The following is a 15,319-nucleotide window of genomic DNA, read 5'->3' as shown; positions in this document are numbered from 1 at the left end:
GTAGGACGTCGCTAGGCACAAACAAAAACCGCTGACTGTTTCAGCGGTTTTTTTCATATTTATTTGCCTCAATAATAAACCGCCTTATTTGAACCTCCAGATACATCAATGACCTCGCCGGTAATAGGAACTGACAGCGGGGAGGATAGGAAGGTAATCACATTGGCGATTTCCTCGGCTTTGACTAAGCGTCCGATTGAATTTGCTTCAGAGAAAGCATGTAAATCTCTCTCATTCGGAAATCGATCTTTCGTTGTTTCAGTTTCCGTAACACCTGGATAGACGGCATTAACCGTAATTCCATGTTTCCCTAATTCAACTGAAGAAGACTTCGTTAGATGAACCACAGATACATTGCGTGCGCCGGCACTTATACTGCCCACATTGCGGGCAGCCGTTCCACTTACATTAATAATTCGTCCCCACTTATTTTTCATCATGTATGGTGCAACTGCTCGTATACATCGAAAATAGCCCATAAACTTTTCTTCAAAGTCCTTTAAAATAAGTTCGTCTTTTATCTGGTGGAAATCTTCCGGTTCCCTCCCACTCACCCGTGCACCATTATTCACCAAGATATCAATTCCGCCCATCGTATCCGCGGCCTTTTTTACCATAGCAAAAATAGAATCAGGGTCCCCTAGATCGGCAACTATTGGGTAGATATTTCTGCCCGTCTCCTTGCTTAATTTCATGGCGGTATCTTTCAATGATGCTTCATTTCTAGAACATATTACGCATTCCACGCCTTCAAGAGCTAATTGACGAGCGATTGCTTTGCCAATTCCTCTACTGCCGCCTGTAATCAGTGCCTTTTTGCCAACCAACTGCAAATCCATGAACTTCCCTCCTATGTCAAATCGTTCGTTTCATTTATTAATCCTTTAAAAAGAACGAGGCAATTAAGCCAATCAATAGAAAACCACTTAATACACCAAAAGCTAAAAGATAGTTTCCCCCTTGTGCCAAAGATGTGGCGAGGATAGGGCCTATACTTGCACCCAGGAACAACATAAATGCATTGAAAAGCACGGCACTTCCTCTTGCTAAGCCGGAATTTTTTACTACTAACGAAACATTAATGGGGACAACATAAGCAATCCCAGCAACAAATAATAAGCTGCCTAAAATAATTAAGTTAGCGGATGTAGCAAGGCCCATGAAAAGTAATGAAAAAGAAGCCAATGCCAATGCGCTTCGCAATGATCGCTGGACACCAAACTTACTCGAAATTTTCCCAGCAAATACGGATGTCAGCATACTGATTATTGCAAGTGCACGGATGGGGAGAACATCTTTCTCCGTAAATCCATATGGGTGCAAGTAGTCGCCCAGGAAGGTATACATACCTATCAGTGAAAAATAAACCGTAAACATAATATAAAAGGATATGCAGAGTTTTAGATTCTTAAATATATCTTTCATCTGAATATATTTGCTTAGGATACTATTTTCTTTGTCCGTGGCAGAATCCTTCGGCAAATAAAAAATTACTAGCAATGCGGTAATAAAATAAACGATTCCCATGATGATAAAAATCGCTGACCATCCAAACCTTGTGCTGATCATGATACCAAAAACTTGTGCAATAATTCCCGCCATTAAAAAACCGGAAATAATATATCCCGTCACAGTTAACCGTTTATGGGGAGGGAACATATCGCTGGCATAGACGAGAGAGACCGGTGCAAATGCAGCCGAAGCAAAACCTTGCAACGCTCTCATGGCCAAAAGCAATTCAAAGTCATGGACAAAACCGGTGATAAAGGTGACCGCTGCCAACACAAGGGTACTGGCCATTAAAAAAATCTTGCGGCCGTATTTGTCGGATAGCGGTCCATAAATCAAACAACCAATTGCAAAACAGAATGAATAAATGCTGCCAATCCAGGCAGCGTCCGTTTCACTGATATGTAAATCGTGCATGAAGACGGAAGTAAGAGGGACGGTCACAAACATGCTCATTAGAATGACTAATCCGGACCAGGTTAAAATAAATGACATTAACGGATAGTTCATTTTGATTTTGGTTGTTTCATGAATAAGCATTCGATGCCCACCTTTTTGAATCTTAGAATCAATATTAAAGGCCAAAATAATGCAACATAGCTTCATATTACAATACGTTCTAAAATTTAAATACATACGGTTGATGAAAATTGAAAAAAATCCCTTCCATCTAGATGGTTTAATAACCTCTACTATGCAAGGGATTTTTATTATGAGCAAGGTTCGCTGTTATTTAACTAGCGCTTCCTCTTGATTGAAGTGTGGAAGAACTTGTGTTGCGAAACGTTCCATTGCCTTCATTGTTTCCTGGTGGGAAAGACCGCCGAAGTCGAAGTATAGGATAATTTCATCCAAGCCTGTTTTCTCGATTTCTTTTAGTTTTTCTGTAACGTATTCTGCGTTTCCAACGATAATGCTCTTATCGCTTAGCTTGTCAGTTGTCATTGATTTTAGGTTTTCAACGATTTCTGCAAAGTAGCGAATGTTTGGCGGAGCCTTTGATGGATCTTCAGGGAATGCCGGTACTAAACCAGTGAAGTATTTCAGCATACGTTGTTTTGTTGCTTCTTCTTCTTCCGGTGTTTCCGTTACATTGATAAAGTAAGAGCAGCTCGCCTTTTTGCCGCTGAACCCGTGTGCCGCCGAAGCCTCCTGGAATGCTTTGATTGCATTTTCCATTGTGCCGAATACCATGTTTGCAGCGAATGGCGCGAAGATTACGTTTTCACCCATTTCGGCAGCCTTGCGAATAGACGGTTCACTGAATGCTGCAACATAGATTGGCAGACTTTCTTGAACCGGTCTTGGTGTTAATAAAATTTCATCAAAGTTGAAGAATTCCCCTTTATGAGAGAAGTGGCCATCTTTACTGTTCCAAGCTTTTTGTACAACATCCAATGACTCGAAGAAAATTTCACGGCTCTTGTTAAAGTCGATATCGAATACATCATATTCGCGCTTATCGTAGCCACGGCCTGCAGAGAAGATTGTACGTCCACCGCTCAATACATCAAGTAGTGCCCATTCCTCCGCAACGCGTACAGGGTGTTGAGCTGGAAGCAACACTGTCGCTGGTGCCAGCTTAATGCGTTTCGTTTTCGCAGCAACACTCGCCAAGAATGTAGCAGGTGCCGGTAAAATACCTAATGCGGCAAAGTGGTGTTCAGGTACCCATACAGAGTTGAAACCTAATTCTTCAGCATAAATACATTGTTCTTCCAAGTCTAAAATCATTTGGTTTGGATCTTTACGAGTATCACCGTATTCAATCGGGTTATCAGTTAGGGTAAAATAACCGAATTTCATTTGCATGCACTTCCTTTTCTTTTTGTTAACAACAAGTTAACTGCGTTCACCAGTTGTTGTTTGTAATTCTAAATTATCAGAAATATCAGCAACATGCAAACGTTTTCTTGTAAAAATTTTCTGATTTTTATATTTTAGTAGTTTTTCATCAATTCCAAAAAGCAAAAAAACCACGTGGCAGTTAGAATTGCCAGTGGTTTTAGCGGAAAATATTCATTTATGCATTCCAACCTAATTCTTGTGAAATTTGCTCACTAAATTGTTTTAGATTGATAACAATTTCAGAATTTGGTGTGATGTCTATTGAATTTGACAGACCAACGACACTAAGGACAGCAACAATAGCGTTAGTCCTGTCAAAAATGGGAGTGGCTACTGCACTTATCCCTTCAACAATTGTACTGACTGTATAGCCATAGCCATTTTCACGAATAGTTGGAAGGATTGCTTTGAAGTCATTTATTGCCTGATCATCGACTAATTCTTTGGCAATCAATTGTTCAGTTAAATTTTCCGGCAAGTAACTAGCAAAAACCTTCCCAACAGCACTATCCGTAAAGGATACCTTGGAGCCAACCTTAATGCCAATATTAATGGGGCGGGCACTTTCCTCCCAGCTTAAAAAGAAGGGGCCATTTTCGTCAAAAAGGGAAAGGGCGCATGTTTCATTAAATTTTTCTTTCAAATTTAATAAATAGGGTTGTGCAATATCCGCTATCTTGATATCGTTTGATGCTTTTAAACCGAGTCTTAATATTTCCCTGCCAAGTACGTATTTGGAATCCGAGTTTTTGGAAAGCATGCCGGTATGTACAAAACTATTTAGGTAGCGGTATAACTTACTCTTTGATGTTTCGCATAACTTGGCTAGCTCCGTGATTGAGATCGGCCCTTCTGCAGCGGCCACCAACTGCAAGATTAAAACGCCGATTTCTATTGACTGAATCCCTTGTTTCTTATCTTCCATTCCGTCTCCTCCTGGGGTGCACTGTTCACTATTGTTGAACTCTTTTTTATTAAGATACCATATAATTGGTTATTTCATAAGAAAAAAAAGACTCTCAAGCCGAAACGACTTGAGAGTCCTTTTTTGAAATCCAAAAATTCTCCAATTGGGCTTTTACTCCACCCGGACCAAACTTAAAATTCTCTTTCTCTTTATTCAAATAACTGAAAAATTCAATGATGACTTTACGACGATTGGAAACGTTCACCATGTCTTGATCGTAGAACCATGCATCGATTATGTTATAAATGCCCCGGTTCACACCAAAGTTCTCTTCACAGTATCTCACAAAGCGTAAATCAGGCAAATGAATGAGCTGATCGATTTTTTTCTTATTATGCATGCAGTTGTCCCCCTCCTATATAAGTCGTATTTAGACGATTAGCAGTATAAAGAACATCTTTATTTAGTTGCTTTATTAAATTAGGCAATGAAGAAAACTTTTGCTCATTGCGTACAAAGAAGGCGATTTCTACTGTCAATTCTTCTCCATATAGGTTGTCGTTGAAATCTAGCACATGTACTTCATAAGTTAAGTGATTACCATCATCAAAGGAAGGCCTTTCTCCTACGTTCATCACGCCGGTATACCGGTTTTCCCTATGATTCACAAAAACTCCATAAACCCCCTTAGGCAGGTTGAATAGTCTATTGGGCTTAATATTGGCAGTTGGAAAACCAATCGTTCTGCCTAATTGTTTTCCTTGAACGACAATGCCGGTTATTAAATCATATCGGGAATTTCTAATTGAACGCAAAATAAATCAGCTCCTTTAACGTTTATTAAGTATTTTTTGTTAACGATAGTTTAACTGAGTTCACAGTAATTTTACAAATTAAGAGTAACAAAAATGAAAGCGTTTGTAAATTGACTTTTCCGAAAAAATAATTAATTCCAAAAAAATCAGTTTACAATACACATAGGGTTATATATTATTAATTAAAAATAAACATAGGGTAAACAGTGTTAACGAGTTGTGTATCCTTTGGGGGGAGATAAGCAGGTTTAAAGAGATGATTTAAAGTGAAAATCATGAGGATGTGGAGTTAAAGGCTGGTTCATGGAAACAGAAGAGTATGCATTGCAATTTTGCATGTTTGAAAAAGGGGGAGTATTATTGAAAGCAATTAATGTAGAACAAAAAATCAATGAGTCTCGTTTTAACTCATTGCATGGCATGGTATTGTTTTGGTGTGCATTTATTATTGTGTTTGACGGCTATGACTTGGTAATCTATGGATCTGCCTTATCCAGCATTTTGGCAGAATGGGGCATTACACCGAAGGAAGCCGGCTCTCTCCAAAGCTTGGCGCTTGTCGGGATGATGCTTGGCGCTCTCATATTTGGACCTTTAGCCGATAAAATAGGCCGAAAAAAAGTTATTCTATTATGTGTAGCCCTATTTAGCATATTTACCGTAGGGATTGTTTTTGTAAATAATCCAACTACTTTTGGTATTTTCCGCTTTATTGCAGGAGTTGGACTTGGCGGCGTTATGCCAAATACAGTTGCCTTAACGACTGAATATGCGCCAAAAAAATTAAAAAGCACATTGGTATCCATCATGTTCAGTGGGTATTCGGTAGGGGGAGTACTTGCAGCTGGAATCGCTATTATGGTTATTGAACCATTTGGATGGCGTGCACTGTTCTTGGTAGGCGGTCTTCCACTATTAGCACTGCCATTTATGTACAAAACCTTGCAGGAATCACCTAGATTCTTAATCGCTAATAACAAAAAAGAAGAACTAGGTAAAATTATACAAAAAATTGATTCAACTTATAAATTCGATGAGTCCCATACGTTTGTAATGGAGGCGAAAGAAGAAAAAGGCGCACCAATTATGAACCTGTTCAGAAATAATCGTGCACTCAGTACAATCGTCTTCTGGATTGCATTTTTCATGTGTTTATTAATGATCTACGGATTAAATACATGGTTGCCTCAGCTTATCAAAGGGGCTGGCGTAGAGGTAAATGGATTGGTATTCTTGTTGGTTCTAAACTTTGGGGCCATTTTCGGTGCTATTTTTGGCGGACAACTGGCGGACCGGTTCGGTTCAAAAGTCATTTTGATCGCATTTTTCCTAGGGGCCAGCACGTCATTAACTTTATTAGGTTTAGTCCACAATTTGATGGTGATGTATATTTTGGTAGCGATTGCAGGTGCAACTACAATTGGTACCCAAATTATTATGAACTCCTATATTTCGCAATATTATCCTGTGGAGATGCGTTCAAGCGGACTAGGTTGGGCATTGGGAATTGGCCGATTAGGCGCGATTGCCGGACCGATGATCGGTGGTTTGCTCATGACAATTAGTTTGCCATACTACCAAAACTTTATGGTATTTGCGATTCCGGGTGTTATCGGGTTCTTAATGGTAATTTTAGTACAACAAAAGTATTCTTCCACAACCCAAGAGCAATCTTATATCAAAAGGGAACTTGTAGAAGAGTCATAATCGAGGAGGTTCTATAAAATGACATCGACACTTACTGAAAATCAGCAGTTATTCAAACAAGCATTAGGAAACTATCCGACAGGTGTAACCATTGTCACGTCAACAGAGGAAGATGGCACACCAGTAGGGTTGACTGTTAACTCATTTGCTTCTGTATCCTTGGATCCGTTAATGGTGTTATGGTCAATCGATCATAAGGTTTCAACATTGGATACATTCTCGAATAGAGGGAAATTTGCTATTCATATTTTGGCAGGCGATCAACAGCAATTATGTTTAAACTTTGCAAGTAAAAATGTAGATCGTTTTGGCACATGCAATTGGGAGCTATCCCCGCGGGAGCTGCCGGTTATCGAAGGCGCATTTGCTGTATTGGAATGCAAAACGCATCAAGCGGTCGTAGCGGGTGACCATACCATTTTAATCGGGGAAGTTACAAACATTAAAGTGGACGAAACGAAAGAGCCGATGCTTTATCATCGCCGCCAATTCGGACCTATTCCAAGTTCGTTTTATGAATCAAAATAAACTGCCTTGCAATCTAAAGGTTTTACTCATGAAAGGGAAACTCCCTTCATGAGTTTTTTTATTATGGAACACTATCTTTTTTCTTCTATTTGATAAAAAGCAGCAGGTGGGCTTATAATTTGGAAAAGATACTTGCCGCTCCTCCTAGGTGTTGGATAAATGGGAATTCAACCAAACTTAAGAGTAGGCAAGCTTATTTATAGTAGGCTGAATAAATCATTAATGAATCATAAAAGTTTTGGCTTGGATGACGAACGGAGTGAAACAATGAAAAGGGAAAGACCGCTTGTTTCGGCACTAGTAAGATTTGCAGAAAAGGAGCCATTAAGCTGGCATGTGCCGGGACATAAAAATGGCTTAGTATCGAATCTCCCAGCGCCAATAAAATCCGCGCTTACATATGACTTAACCGAATTAACGGGATTGGACGATTATCATCATCCCGAGGAAGCAATTATGCATGCCGAAGCACTATTGGCAAAAACGTATGAAGCAAATCGAAGTTATTTCCTGGTAAATGGTTCCACGGTAGGCAACCTTGCAATGATTTACGCAACATGTAAGAAAAATGAAAAAATCATCGTACAAAGAAATGCCCATAAATCCATATTCCATGCGCTTGAATTAGTTGGGGCCAAGGCCATTTTTATATCACCGGAATGGGATGAAAAAACTGCGACTCCCGGCGTTGTCCCAACCGCTACTTTGCAGGAGGCATTGCAGCTCCATCCCGATGCCAAAGCAGTTGTCTTAACTTATCCAACCTATTATGGTGTTGCTGGAGATGAACTGAAAATCCAGATTGAGATGTGCCATAAAATGAGGGTACCCGTGCTTGTTGATGAGGCGCATGGTGCTCATTTTATTGCCAGCAGCAAATTTCCGCCTTCCGCCCTTCAATTGGGAGCAGATGTTGTCGTTCAATCCGCACATAAAACATTGCCCGCCATGACCATGGCCTCTTTTATGCATGTGAATTCCAGCTTGGTCGATGAAGAAAAGGTGAATCATTATTTAAGAATGCTGCAATCCAGCAGTCCCTCCTATTTGCTGCTCGCTTCTTTGGATGATGCAAGAGACTATCTCCAGCATTATTTGAAGAGTGATGCTTTTTATTTAATGGAGAAACGAAATCAGTGGATAGAAGCCTTGCAATCCCTTCAGCCTTTGCAAATTATTGAAGTGGACGATGCACTGAAGCTGCTTATGCGCTTGCCCGGATATACTGGTTTTCAATTGAAAGAAGCACTGGAACAGCATGGAGTGTATGTTGAGTTGGCGGATCCTTATCAGGTTTTATTCATCTTGCCGTTATTAAAACAAGGCCAGCCCTACCCTTTTGCAGAAACGCGGATTCGTATAAAAGAAGCTATTCTTTCTCTTAGATTAAAAGAGGAGAGGAAGCCCCAAATCAGTCCTTCCCTAAATGAGCGTTCAACTGTTTCCATACCCGACTATTCTTATGATGAAATGGAACAGCTGGAGAAGGAATGGGTTCCTTACATGAGAGCAATTGGACGCACTGCTGCAGGCATGTTAATTCCATATCCGCCGGGAATTCCGTTATTTCTGCCGGGCGAAAAAATAACAGTGGCAAAATTAAGCCAACTTGAAGAGCTGCTTTCAGTAGGCGCGGCTTTCCAGGGGAAACATCGTTTAGATGAAAAGCTTGTTTATGTCTTAAAATAAAGAGAAAAACGTTAAATAGTTGGAGGAGAACCAGTGGGTTATTTTATAAGTTTTGAAGGCGGGGAAGGCTCAGGCAAAAGCACCGTCCTTGGTTTGTTGGCAGATTCTTTAATGAATAAAGGCTATAAGGTGGTTACTACAAGGGAACCAGGCGGAATTGAGATTGCTGAACAAATCAGAAACGTGATATTGGATAAAAAGAACATAAAAATGGATGCCAAGACAGAGGCACTTCTCTATGCAGCAGCTAGAAGACAGCACCTGGTTGAGAAGGTGATACCGGAATTGGAAAAAGGGAGCATTGTTTTATGTGACCGGTTTATTGATAGCAGTCTAACCTATCAGGGTTATGCAAGAGGTCTTGGGATGGATGAAGTTTTTTCGATTAATGAGTTTGCGATTGATGGCTACATGCCGGATTTAACATTGTATTTTGATGTGTCTCCGGAAATTGGGCTTTCCAGAATACAAAAAGACGGGGAGCGGGAAGTGAACCGATTGGATTTGGAATCCTTGGAATTCCATTATAAAGTTCAGGAAGGATACCAAAAACTTCTCAAGCAATTCCCTCAAAGAATGAAAATCGTGAATGCTGAAAATGATATTGAAACGGTCGTTAAAGATGCATTAAGTGAAGTTTTGAGCTTTTTGGAATCATAGCAGCAGAAGGAGGTGTCTAAAGACAAGACATCTCCTTTTCTTATGCTGGCCGTTTAACAAAACAGTAATCGAGGGTATAACGAAATTACTCACCTGTCCACTTTTCAATTGGTCGATTGGGAAAAATTCACGAAGGACGAGCCAAAGCCCATCGCACCATTCACACCTTGAATAGACTTGATGTATGGGCGGCATTGCGCAAAAGGATTCTGGCAGATTTTCAAGGCGCGGCAAAGCGTTTGCCAGATAGAAATTTGATAGTGAACGGTCAAAAGCCAACAGAGAAAACAGTATAAAAAGTATGGCTTTTAAGTGCTTCGCGAGAAGAAAAGTAAATGAAGTAGGCTATCATGTATGATATAATAAATATACCAATTCAATGAATGGGAGTGAGTCGATGAAGTTAGTTGTTGCGGTCGTTCAAGACCAGGATAGTAACCGCTTATCCAGCGCGTTGACAAAACATAATTTTCGAGCGACGAAATTAGCGAGTACAGGCGGTTTTTTACGTTCAGGAAACACAACCTTTCTAATAGGAACAGACGATTCTTTAATTCCTCAATTACTTGACCTTATTCGAGATAATTGTCGTTCCCGCGAACAGATGGTGTCCCCTGTTTCGCCACTGGGTGGCAACGCTGATTCTTATATCCCTTATCCCATTGAAGTTGAAGTTGGGGGAGCTACAGTATTTGTATTGCCGATTGAACAGTTCCACCATTTCTAATCTTATAAATACGCAGCTCATTTTATAGAACAAATCTAATCTAGCGAGGCTGGAAACAGTAATCCAGATCCATCTAAGGATTAGGTGGAGGCGGAAGCAATTGAAGATAAATCAAGATTTACGTGTTGGCTTAAATACAAATCCCAATGATTTAAAACACGTAAACCAATCGGGAAATCGCTTTAACGAAGTGCTTGTGAAACAAGGTTCAAAACTTCAAACAGAGCAATTGACCAGACTGATGGGCGATATCTCCGCGGCCGGTGAGCGTGTTGCAAAATCTCGCAACTTGCGGGAGTTGACTCGTTTTAAAATGCTCGTCAAACGTTTTCTCCAAGAAGCTGTAGAATATGGCCTTGATATGAAACAATCCCATACTTGGAATCGTTTCGGTGAAGGGCGTCGTTTGAAAATCGTGGAAACCATCGATGAACGATTGGTAGAGCTTGCACAAGACATTTTGAACGAAGAAAAGAATACAATCGATTTGCTCGATAAAATTGGCGAAATCAAAGGTTTGCTAATTAATTTATATATGTAAAACCCGTGTCTATTTTCCTGTATGGGACACGGGGTTTTTTCTAAAAAAGCCGGATATGCTGTGGTTTAACAACCCAAATGTTTTTAAGAAAAAGGTGAACAAGATGGTAGGAAGCGCGGAAGAACTAAAGGCCTTGCAGCCGGTGGTGATGAAGCAGCTACAAACGATTTTCGAAAAAAATAGAACGGGTCATGCGTACATATTTGACGGAGAAAAAGGAACAGGAAAAAAAGATATCGCATTGTTCTTCATAAAACTCCTCTTATGTCTCAACCCGTCGAAAAATGTTCCATGTGAAACATGTCGAAATTGCAAACGTGTAGAAACAGGTAATCACCCGAATGTAAAACAGATCGAACCAGATGGACAAAATATAAAAATCGACCAAATTCGAGACCTTATTTCAGGAATGACGAAAACGAGTATTGAAGAAGGGCGAAAAATCTACGTCCTTCATCATGCAGATAAGCTCAATACATCTTCAGCAAATACATTACTGAAATTTTTGGAAGAGCCGGATGGCGAAGTGACTGCAATTTTGCTTACGGAAAGTTATCAATCCATCTTGCCGACCATCCAATCTCGCTGCCAGCATATTAAATTCGCCAACATTCCGAGAGAAATTTTATTAAAGCAGCTTGAGGAACAGGGAATCACGCATTCTATGGCTTCAACGGCAAGTATGTTAACAAATAATTTGGAAACAGCCGTTTCACTTGCACATGACGAGCAGTTTGGACTTGCTCGAAAAACAGTGTTAAAATTAGTGGAGACAGTCCGAAAAAATGTACATGAAGCATTGTTGGTTGTGTACGAGGATTGGCTTCCAAATTTCAAGGAAAAAGAAGAAGTCGAACGAGCGTTGGATTTACTGCTTTTTGCGTATCGTGACATTGTTGCTATAAAAGCAAATCCGCAAAGCTCTTGTACATATCCAGATATGATGCAGAGTTGGAAGGAAATCGCGCTAAATACGACTTACGATCGTCTGTCGAATCAAATGCAAGCTATTTTGCAGGCTAGGCAGAATTTAGGACGCAATATGAATCGCACGCTTTTGATGGAGCAGTTAATGCTTGATCTGCAGGAGGGGTATACATTTGTATAATGTAGTAGGAGTCCGCTTTAAAAAGGCGGGTAAGATATATTATTTCGACCCCGGTGAATTTCTACTTGAAAAAGGACAATATGTCATTGTAGAAACTGCAAGAGGGGTTGAATACGGAAAGATTGTCGTTCCGATGAAACAAGTGGGCGAAAATGATGTTGTTTTGCCTTTAAAACAAGTTTTGCGTCCCGCTGATGAACGCGATCGCATCCAAGTTGATGAAAATATCCAGGAGTCTCGGCGAGCTTTTGAACTGGCTAACATGAAAATATTGGAACACAAGCTTGAGATGAAGCTTGTGGACGTGGAATATACATTTGATCGAAATAAAATTATTTTTTATTTCACGGCGGAAGGAAGAGTGGATTTCCGGGAACTGGTTAAGGACTTGGCTTCAATCTTCCGTACACGCATCGAGCTGCGCCAAATTGGTGTACGCGACGAAGCAAAGCTGCTTGGCGGAATCGGTCCATGCGGCAGAATGTTATGCTGTTCGACATTTTTGGGGGATTTTGATCCAGTTTCGATTAAAATGGCGAAAGACCAAAATTTATCACTCAACCCAACGAAGATTTCCGGGCTTTGCGGCCGTTTAATGTGCTGCTTAAAATACGAGAATGATGATTATGAAAATGCCAAGATAGGATTGCCTGACATCGGTGATTCGGCAATGACGCCTGATGGACCCGGCAAAGTAGTGGGCATTAATGTATTGGAACGCATCATTCAGGTTTTCTTGGAGGAGCAGGTTCGTACGGTAGAATACACATTAGATGAAATTATTGAATGTGAAAAGAATTTGATATAGATATAATGGGGTGGCATTCTAGTGAAGGACCGTAATTTCTTAGATACTGTTATGGAATTCGAACAACAGCTCGAATCGCTACAGCAACAATATAATGATTTGAAAAAGTTTGTTGCACATATGGTGGAAGAACATCAAGCAATTCAAACGGAAAACCTTCACCTGCGTAGACGTCTGGAAGAGCTTTTATCTAATAATGCAACAGATGAAAGTGCAAATGAGGACAAAGCAAGCATGCTGGATATTGGAGAGGGATATGATAACTTGGCACGCCTTTACCATGAAGGGTTCCACGTTTGCCATGTTCATTTTGGCAGCTCGCGAAAAGGGGAAGATTGCTTATTTTGCTTATCATTTTTGAATAAGCAAAATGCTTAAATCTTCTATTTCCGATTTCAAAAGGTGCTTGGGTGAATGGAATGTCCCAATCGGTTTTAAGGTTGATTGATTTTAAATAAATGGTAAAAGACTGATACCACCCAAGTGGTTTTCAGTCTTTTTTTACAGAAAAGGAAAGTATAAATGAATTTCGAGCTACCTGCGCTTTTTTCTAAACTGGAGGATTTTTATGAAACAATGGTTAAAAGATGATGAACGGCTGGATTACTTGCTAGCCGAAGACTTACGAATTATTCAAAGCCCTTCTGTTTTTTCTTTTTCATTAGATGCCGTGTTATTGGCGAGATTTGTAAGTGTCCCAATCAATAAAGGGAAAATTGTGGACCTTTGTTCAGGAAACGGGGTAATTCCGTTATTTTTAAGTGCAAGGACAAAAGCGGATCTCATCGGCGTCGAAATACAGGAGCGTTTATTTGATATGGCAGTGCGCAGCATAGCGTACAATGGATTGGAAAAACAAATTAGTATGGTGTTGGGAGATGTAAAGGAAATTCCCTCGCAGATTGGAATTGAGAAATATGATGTTGTCACTTGCAATCCGCCCTATTTTTTAGCGCATGAGCTCAGTGATAAAAATCTCAGCGAGCATTATGCCATTGCCAGGCATGAATTGCATCTAACTTTGGATGAAGCCATCGAGTCAACGAGCAGGCTGCTTAAACAAGGAGGGAAAGCGGCGTTTGTTCATCGCCCAGGAAGGCTTCTGGACATTGTTACCTCCATGAGGGCCCATCGACTTGAACCGAAACGCATGCGCTTCGTCTACCCAAAATACGGGAAGGAAGCCAATACGCTGTTAATAGAAGGCATTAAAGATGGAAAACCTGATTTAAAGGTGTTGCCGCCCCTATATGTCTATGATGAGGATAATCAGTATACGGATGAAGTGAGAGAGATACTTTATGGAGACAAAAAATAATCATTATTTTTATGTGCTGGAATGTGCGGATACCTCTTTGTATGCGGGCTATACCAATAATTTGGAGAAACGAGTGGCCACGCATAACGCAGGAAAAGGCGCTAAATATACAAAAGCCCATCGACCCGTAAAATGCGTTTACTATGAAACGTTTGAAACGAAGCAAGAAGCCATGCGTGCCGAATACGCATTTAAACAATTGCAGAGAAATGAAAAACTGAAGTATATTGGAGGGCGTTAAATGATTTCGCAAAAAAGTAGCCAGCACGAGCAGGGAAGCTGCCTTTATCTAGTAGCCACACCTATTGGAAATCTTGAAGATATGACCGTTAGAGCCCTTCGGATTTTAAAAGAAGTGGACGTCATTGCGGCGGAAGACACACGCAATACAAAAAAATTGTGCAATTACTTTGAAATTCAAACACCTCTTGTAAGTTATCACGAACATAACTTGGAACAAGGAGGGGAAAAACTCTTGGGTTATTTAAGAGAAGGAAAATCGGTTGCATTGGTGAGTGATGCAGGGCTGCCATGTATATCCGACCCAGGAGCGGATATTGTCGTGAAAGCGATTGAAGAAGGGTTTGCTGTTGTGCCGATTCCTGGTGCCAATGCAGCATTAACGGCATTGATCGCTTCAGGCATCAACCCTCAGCCTTTCTATTTCTTTGGATTTTTAAATCGCCAGAAAAAAGAGAGAAGACAACAGCTTGAAAAATTGGCCAAGCGTGAAGAAACAATGATTTTTTATGAAGCTCCTCATCGATTAAAAGATACGTTGAAAGATCTTGAATTGGTGCTGGGAAACCGAAAAATTGTTTTAGCACGGGAGCTTACGAAAAAATTTGAAGAGTTTCTGCGCGGAACCATTTCGGATGCAGTAGAGTGGGCAAATGAAAATGAAATACGAGGCGAATTTTGCGTTATTCTGGAAGGCAATCAACATTTGGAGCTTGAGGAGGAAGAAGAAGCTTATTGGGCAAATCTTTCCATTGTTGAACATGTTGACTATCTAATAGAAGAAAACGGAATCACTTCGAAGGAAGCCATTAAAGAAGTTGCAAAAATTCGAGGTCTCGGCAAACGGGAAGTATATCAAGAATATCATGTCTAGTTCGACAATCAAATTGGATTAGAATGGGGTCTTTTAGTAA

At 40.3% G+C, this 15,319-nt stretch carries 18 protein-coding genes; 12 read left to right on the top strand and 6 right to left on the bottom strand.

The features are described 5' to 3' along the window. Positions 1-68: 68 nt before the first annotated feature. The 6 genes from D1B33_RS17615 to D1B33_RS17590 form a co-directional block, all read right to left on the bottom strand. A complete protein-coding gene (locus D1B33_RS17615; RefSeq protein ID WP_118877725.1) occupies positions 69-839 on the bottom strand; it encodes an SDR family NAD(P)-dependent oxidoreductase in 771 nt (256 codons plus the stop codon). A 37-nt stretch (positions 840-876) separates the two neighbouring features. Next, the gene (locus D1B33_RS17610; protein ID WP_158583016.1) at positions 877-2,049 is read right to left on the bottom strand and encodes an MFS transporter; all 1,173 of its coding nucleotides are present in this window, start codon (positions 2,047-2,049) and stop codon (positions 877-879) included. A gap of 189 nt (positions 2,050-2,238) precedes the next feature. Beyond that, positions 2,239-3,315 (bottom strand): LLM class flavin-dependent oxidoreductase, encoded by a 1,077-nt coding sequence (locus tag D1B33_RS17605; protein WP_118877723.1) that lies wholly within the window; start codon positions 3,313-3,315, stop codon positions 2,239-2,241. A 217-nt stretch (positions 3,316-3,532) separates the two neighbouring features. After that, positions 3,533-4,282, bottom strand: a complete 750-nt coding sequence (locus tag D1B33_RS17600; protein ID WP_118877722.1) for an IclR family transcriptional regulator — start codon at positions 4,280-4,282, stop codon at positions 3,533-3,535. A gap of 94 nt (positions 4,283-4,376) precedes the next feature. Further along, a complete protein-coding gene (locus D1B33_RS17595; protein WP_118877721.1) occupies positions 4,377-4,664 on the bottom strand; it encodes a hypothetical protein in 288 nt (95 codons plus the stop codon). Further along, the gene (locus D1B33_RS17590) at positions 4,657-5,079 is read right to left on the bottom strand and encodes a riboflavin kinase (protein ID WP_158583015.1); all 423 of its coding nucleotides are present in this window, start codon (positions 5,077-5,079) and stop codon (positions 4,657-4,659) included. Before D1B33_RS17590 ends, D1B33_RS17595 begins: the two co-directional genes overlap by 8 nt. A 360-nt stretch (positions 5,080-5,439) precedes the next feature. Between D1B33_RS17590 and D1B33_RS17585 the strand changes: the two genes are divergently transcribed. The 12 genes from D1B33_RS17585 (at position 5,440) to rsmI (ending at position 15,279) form a co-directional block, all read left to right on the top strand. After that, the gene (locus D1B33_RS17585) at positions 5,440-6,786 is read left to right on the top strand and encodes an MFS transporter (protein WP_118877728.1); all 1,347 of its coding nucleotides are present in this window, start codon (positions 5,440-5,442) and stop codon (positions 6,784-6,786) included. Positions 6,787-6,804: 18 nt separating this feature from the next. Beyond that, positions 6,805-7,314, top strand: coding sequence for a flavin reductase family protein (locus tag D1B33_RS17580; RefSeq protein WP_118877719.1), 510 nt, complete (start codon positions 6,805-6,807; stop codon positions 7,312-7,314). Positions 7,315-7,473: 159 nt separating this feature from the next. Then, positions 7,474-9,003, top strand: a complete 1,530-nt coding sequence (locus D1B33_RS17575) for an aminotransferase class I/II-fold pyridoxal phosphate-dependent enzyme (protein ID WP_472926579.1) — start codon at positions 7,474-7,476, stop codon at positions 9,001-9,003. 33 nt (positions 9,004-9,036) lie between these two features. Beyond that, positions 9,037-9,663: a dTMP kinase gene (gene tmk, locus D1B33_RS17570; protein ID WP_118877718.1), complete on the top strand. Its 627-nt coding sequence runs from the start codon at positions 9,037-9,039 to the stop codon at positions 9,661-9,663. 397 nt (positions 9,664-10,060) lie between these two features. Then, entirely contained in the window at positions 10,061-10,390 is a 330-nt protein-coding gene (locus D1B33_RS17565; protein ID WP_118877717.1) for a cyclic-di-AMP receptor, read from the top strand. Between the two features lie 100 nt (positions 10,391-10,490). Then, positions 10,491-10,931, top strand: a complete 441-nt coding sequence (locus tag D1B33_RS17560; protein WP_118877716.1) for a YaaR family protein — start codon at positions 10,491-10,493, stop codon at positions 10,929-10,931. Positions 10,932-11,034: 103 nt separating this feature from the next. After that, complete coding sequence (holB, locus tag D1B33_RS17555; RefSeq protein ID WP_118877715.1) at positions 11,035-12,039, top strand: DNA polymerase III subunit delta'; 1,005 nt, start codon at positions 11,035-11,037, stop codon at positions 12,037-12,039. Beyond that, positions 12,032-12,847 (top strand): PSP1 domain-containing protein, encoded by an 816-nt coding sequence (locus tag D1B33_RS17550; protein ID WP_118877714.1) that lies wholly within the window; start codon positions 12,032-12,034, stop codon positions 12,845-12,847. The genes holB and D1B33_RS17550 overlap by 8 nt, the downstream gene beginning before the upstream one ends. 21 nt (positions 12,848-12,868) lie before the next feature. Continuing rightward, on the top strand, positions 12,869-13,225 hold the full coding sequence (gene yabA / locus D1B33_RS17545) for a DNA replication initiation control protein YabA (protein WP_118877713.1): 357 nt from the start codon (positions 12,869-12,871) through the stop codon (positions 13,223-13,225). 190 nt (positions 13,226-13,415) lie between these two features. Then, on the top strand, positions 13,416-14,165 hold the full coding sequence (locus tag D1B33_RS17540; protein ID WP_118877712.1) for a tRNA1(Val) (adenine(37)-N6)-methyltransferase: 750 nt from the start codon (positions 13,416-13,418) through the stop codon (positions 14,163-14,165). After that, positions 14,149-14,406, top strand: a complete 258-nt coding sequence (locus D1B33_RS17535; RefSeq protein ID WP_118877711.1) for a GIY-YIG nuclease family protein — start codon at positions 14,149-14,151, stop codon at positions 14,404-14,406. Before D1B33_RS17540 ends, D1B33_RS17535 begins: the two co-directional genes overlap by 17 nt. Continuing rightward, positions 14,407-15,279 carry a 16S rRNA (cytidine(1402)-2'-O)-methyltransferase gene (gene rsmI, locus D1B33_RS17530; RefSeq protein WP_118877710.1) on the top strand — a complete coding sequence of 291 codons (873 nt, stop codon included), beginning with the start codon at positions 14,407-14,409 and terminating at the stop codon, positions 15,277-15,279. It abuts the gene before it with no gap. The last annotated feature ends 40 nt before the right edge of the window (positions 15,280-15,319 follow it).

Origin of the sequence: Ureibacillus yapensis (assembly GCF_003515775.1) — a bacterium.
Lineage (GTDB): Bacteria > Bacillota > Bacilli > Bacillales_A > Planococcaceae > Ureibacillus > Ureibacillus yapensis.
This window is presented reverse-complemented; position numbering and strand designations above follow the sequence as displayed.

Excerpts from the sequence above, each read along its gene's own strand:
- D1B33_RS17615 (WP_118877725.1), bottom strand. The coding sequence starts at position 839 with ATGGATTTGCAGTTGGTTGGCAAAAAGGCACTGATTACAGGCGGCAGT.
- D1B33_RS17610 (WP_158583016.1), bottom strand. The coding sequence starts at position 2,049 with ATGCTTATTCATGAAACAACCAAAATCAAAATGAACTATCCGTTAATG.
- D1B33_RS17605 (WP_118877723.1), bottom strand. The coding sequence starts at position 3,315 with ATGAAATTCGGTTATTTTACCCTAACTGATAACCCGATTGAATACGGT.
- D1B33_RS17600 (WP_118877722.1), bottom strand. The coding sequence starts at position 4,282 with ATGGAAGATAAGAAACAAGGGATTCAGTCAATAGAAATCGGCGTTTTA.
- D1B33_RS17595 (WP_118877721.1), bottom strand. The coding sequence starts at position 4,664 with ATGCATAATAAGAAAAAAATCGATCAGCTCATTCATTTGCCTGATTTA.
- D1B33_RS17580 (WP_118877719.1), top strand. The coding sequence starts at position 6,805 with ATGACATCGACACTTACTGAAAATCAGCAGTTATTCAAACAAGCATTA.
- D1B33_RS17575 (WP_472926579.1), top strand. The coding sequence starts at position 7,474 with ATGGGAATTCAACCAAACTTAAGAGTAGGCAAGCTTATTTATAGTAGG.
- D1B33_RS17565 (WP_118877717.1), top strand. The coding sequence starts at position 10,061 with ATGAAGTTAGTTGTTGCGGTCGTTCAAGACCAGGATAGTAACCGCTTA.
- holB (WP_118877715.1), top strand. The coding sequence starts at position 11,035 with ATGGTAGGAAGCGCGGAAGAACTAAAGGCCTTGCAGCCGGTGGTGATG.
- D1B33_RS17540 (WP_118877712.1), top strand. The coding sequence starts at position 13,416 with ATGAAACAATGGTTAAAAGATGATGAACGGCTGGATTACTTGCTAGCC.
- D1B33_RS17535 (WP_118877711.1), top strand. The coding sequence starts at position 14,149 with ATGGAGACAAAAAATAATCATTATTTTTATGTGCTGGAATGTGCGGAT.
- rsmI (WP_118877710.1), top strand. The coding sequence starts at position 14,407 with ATGATTTCGCAAAAAAGTAGCCAGCACGAGCAGGGAAGCTGCCTTTAT.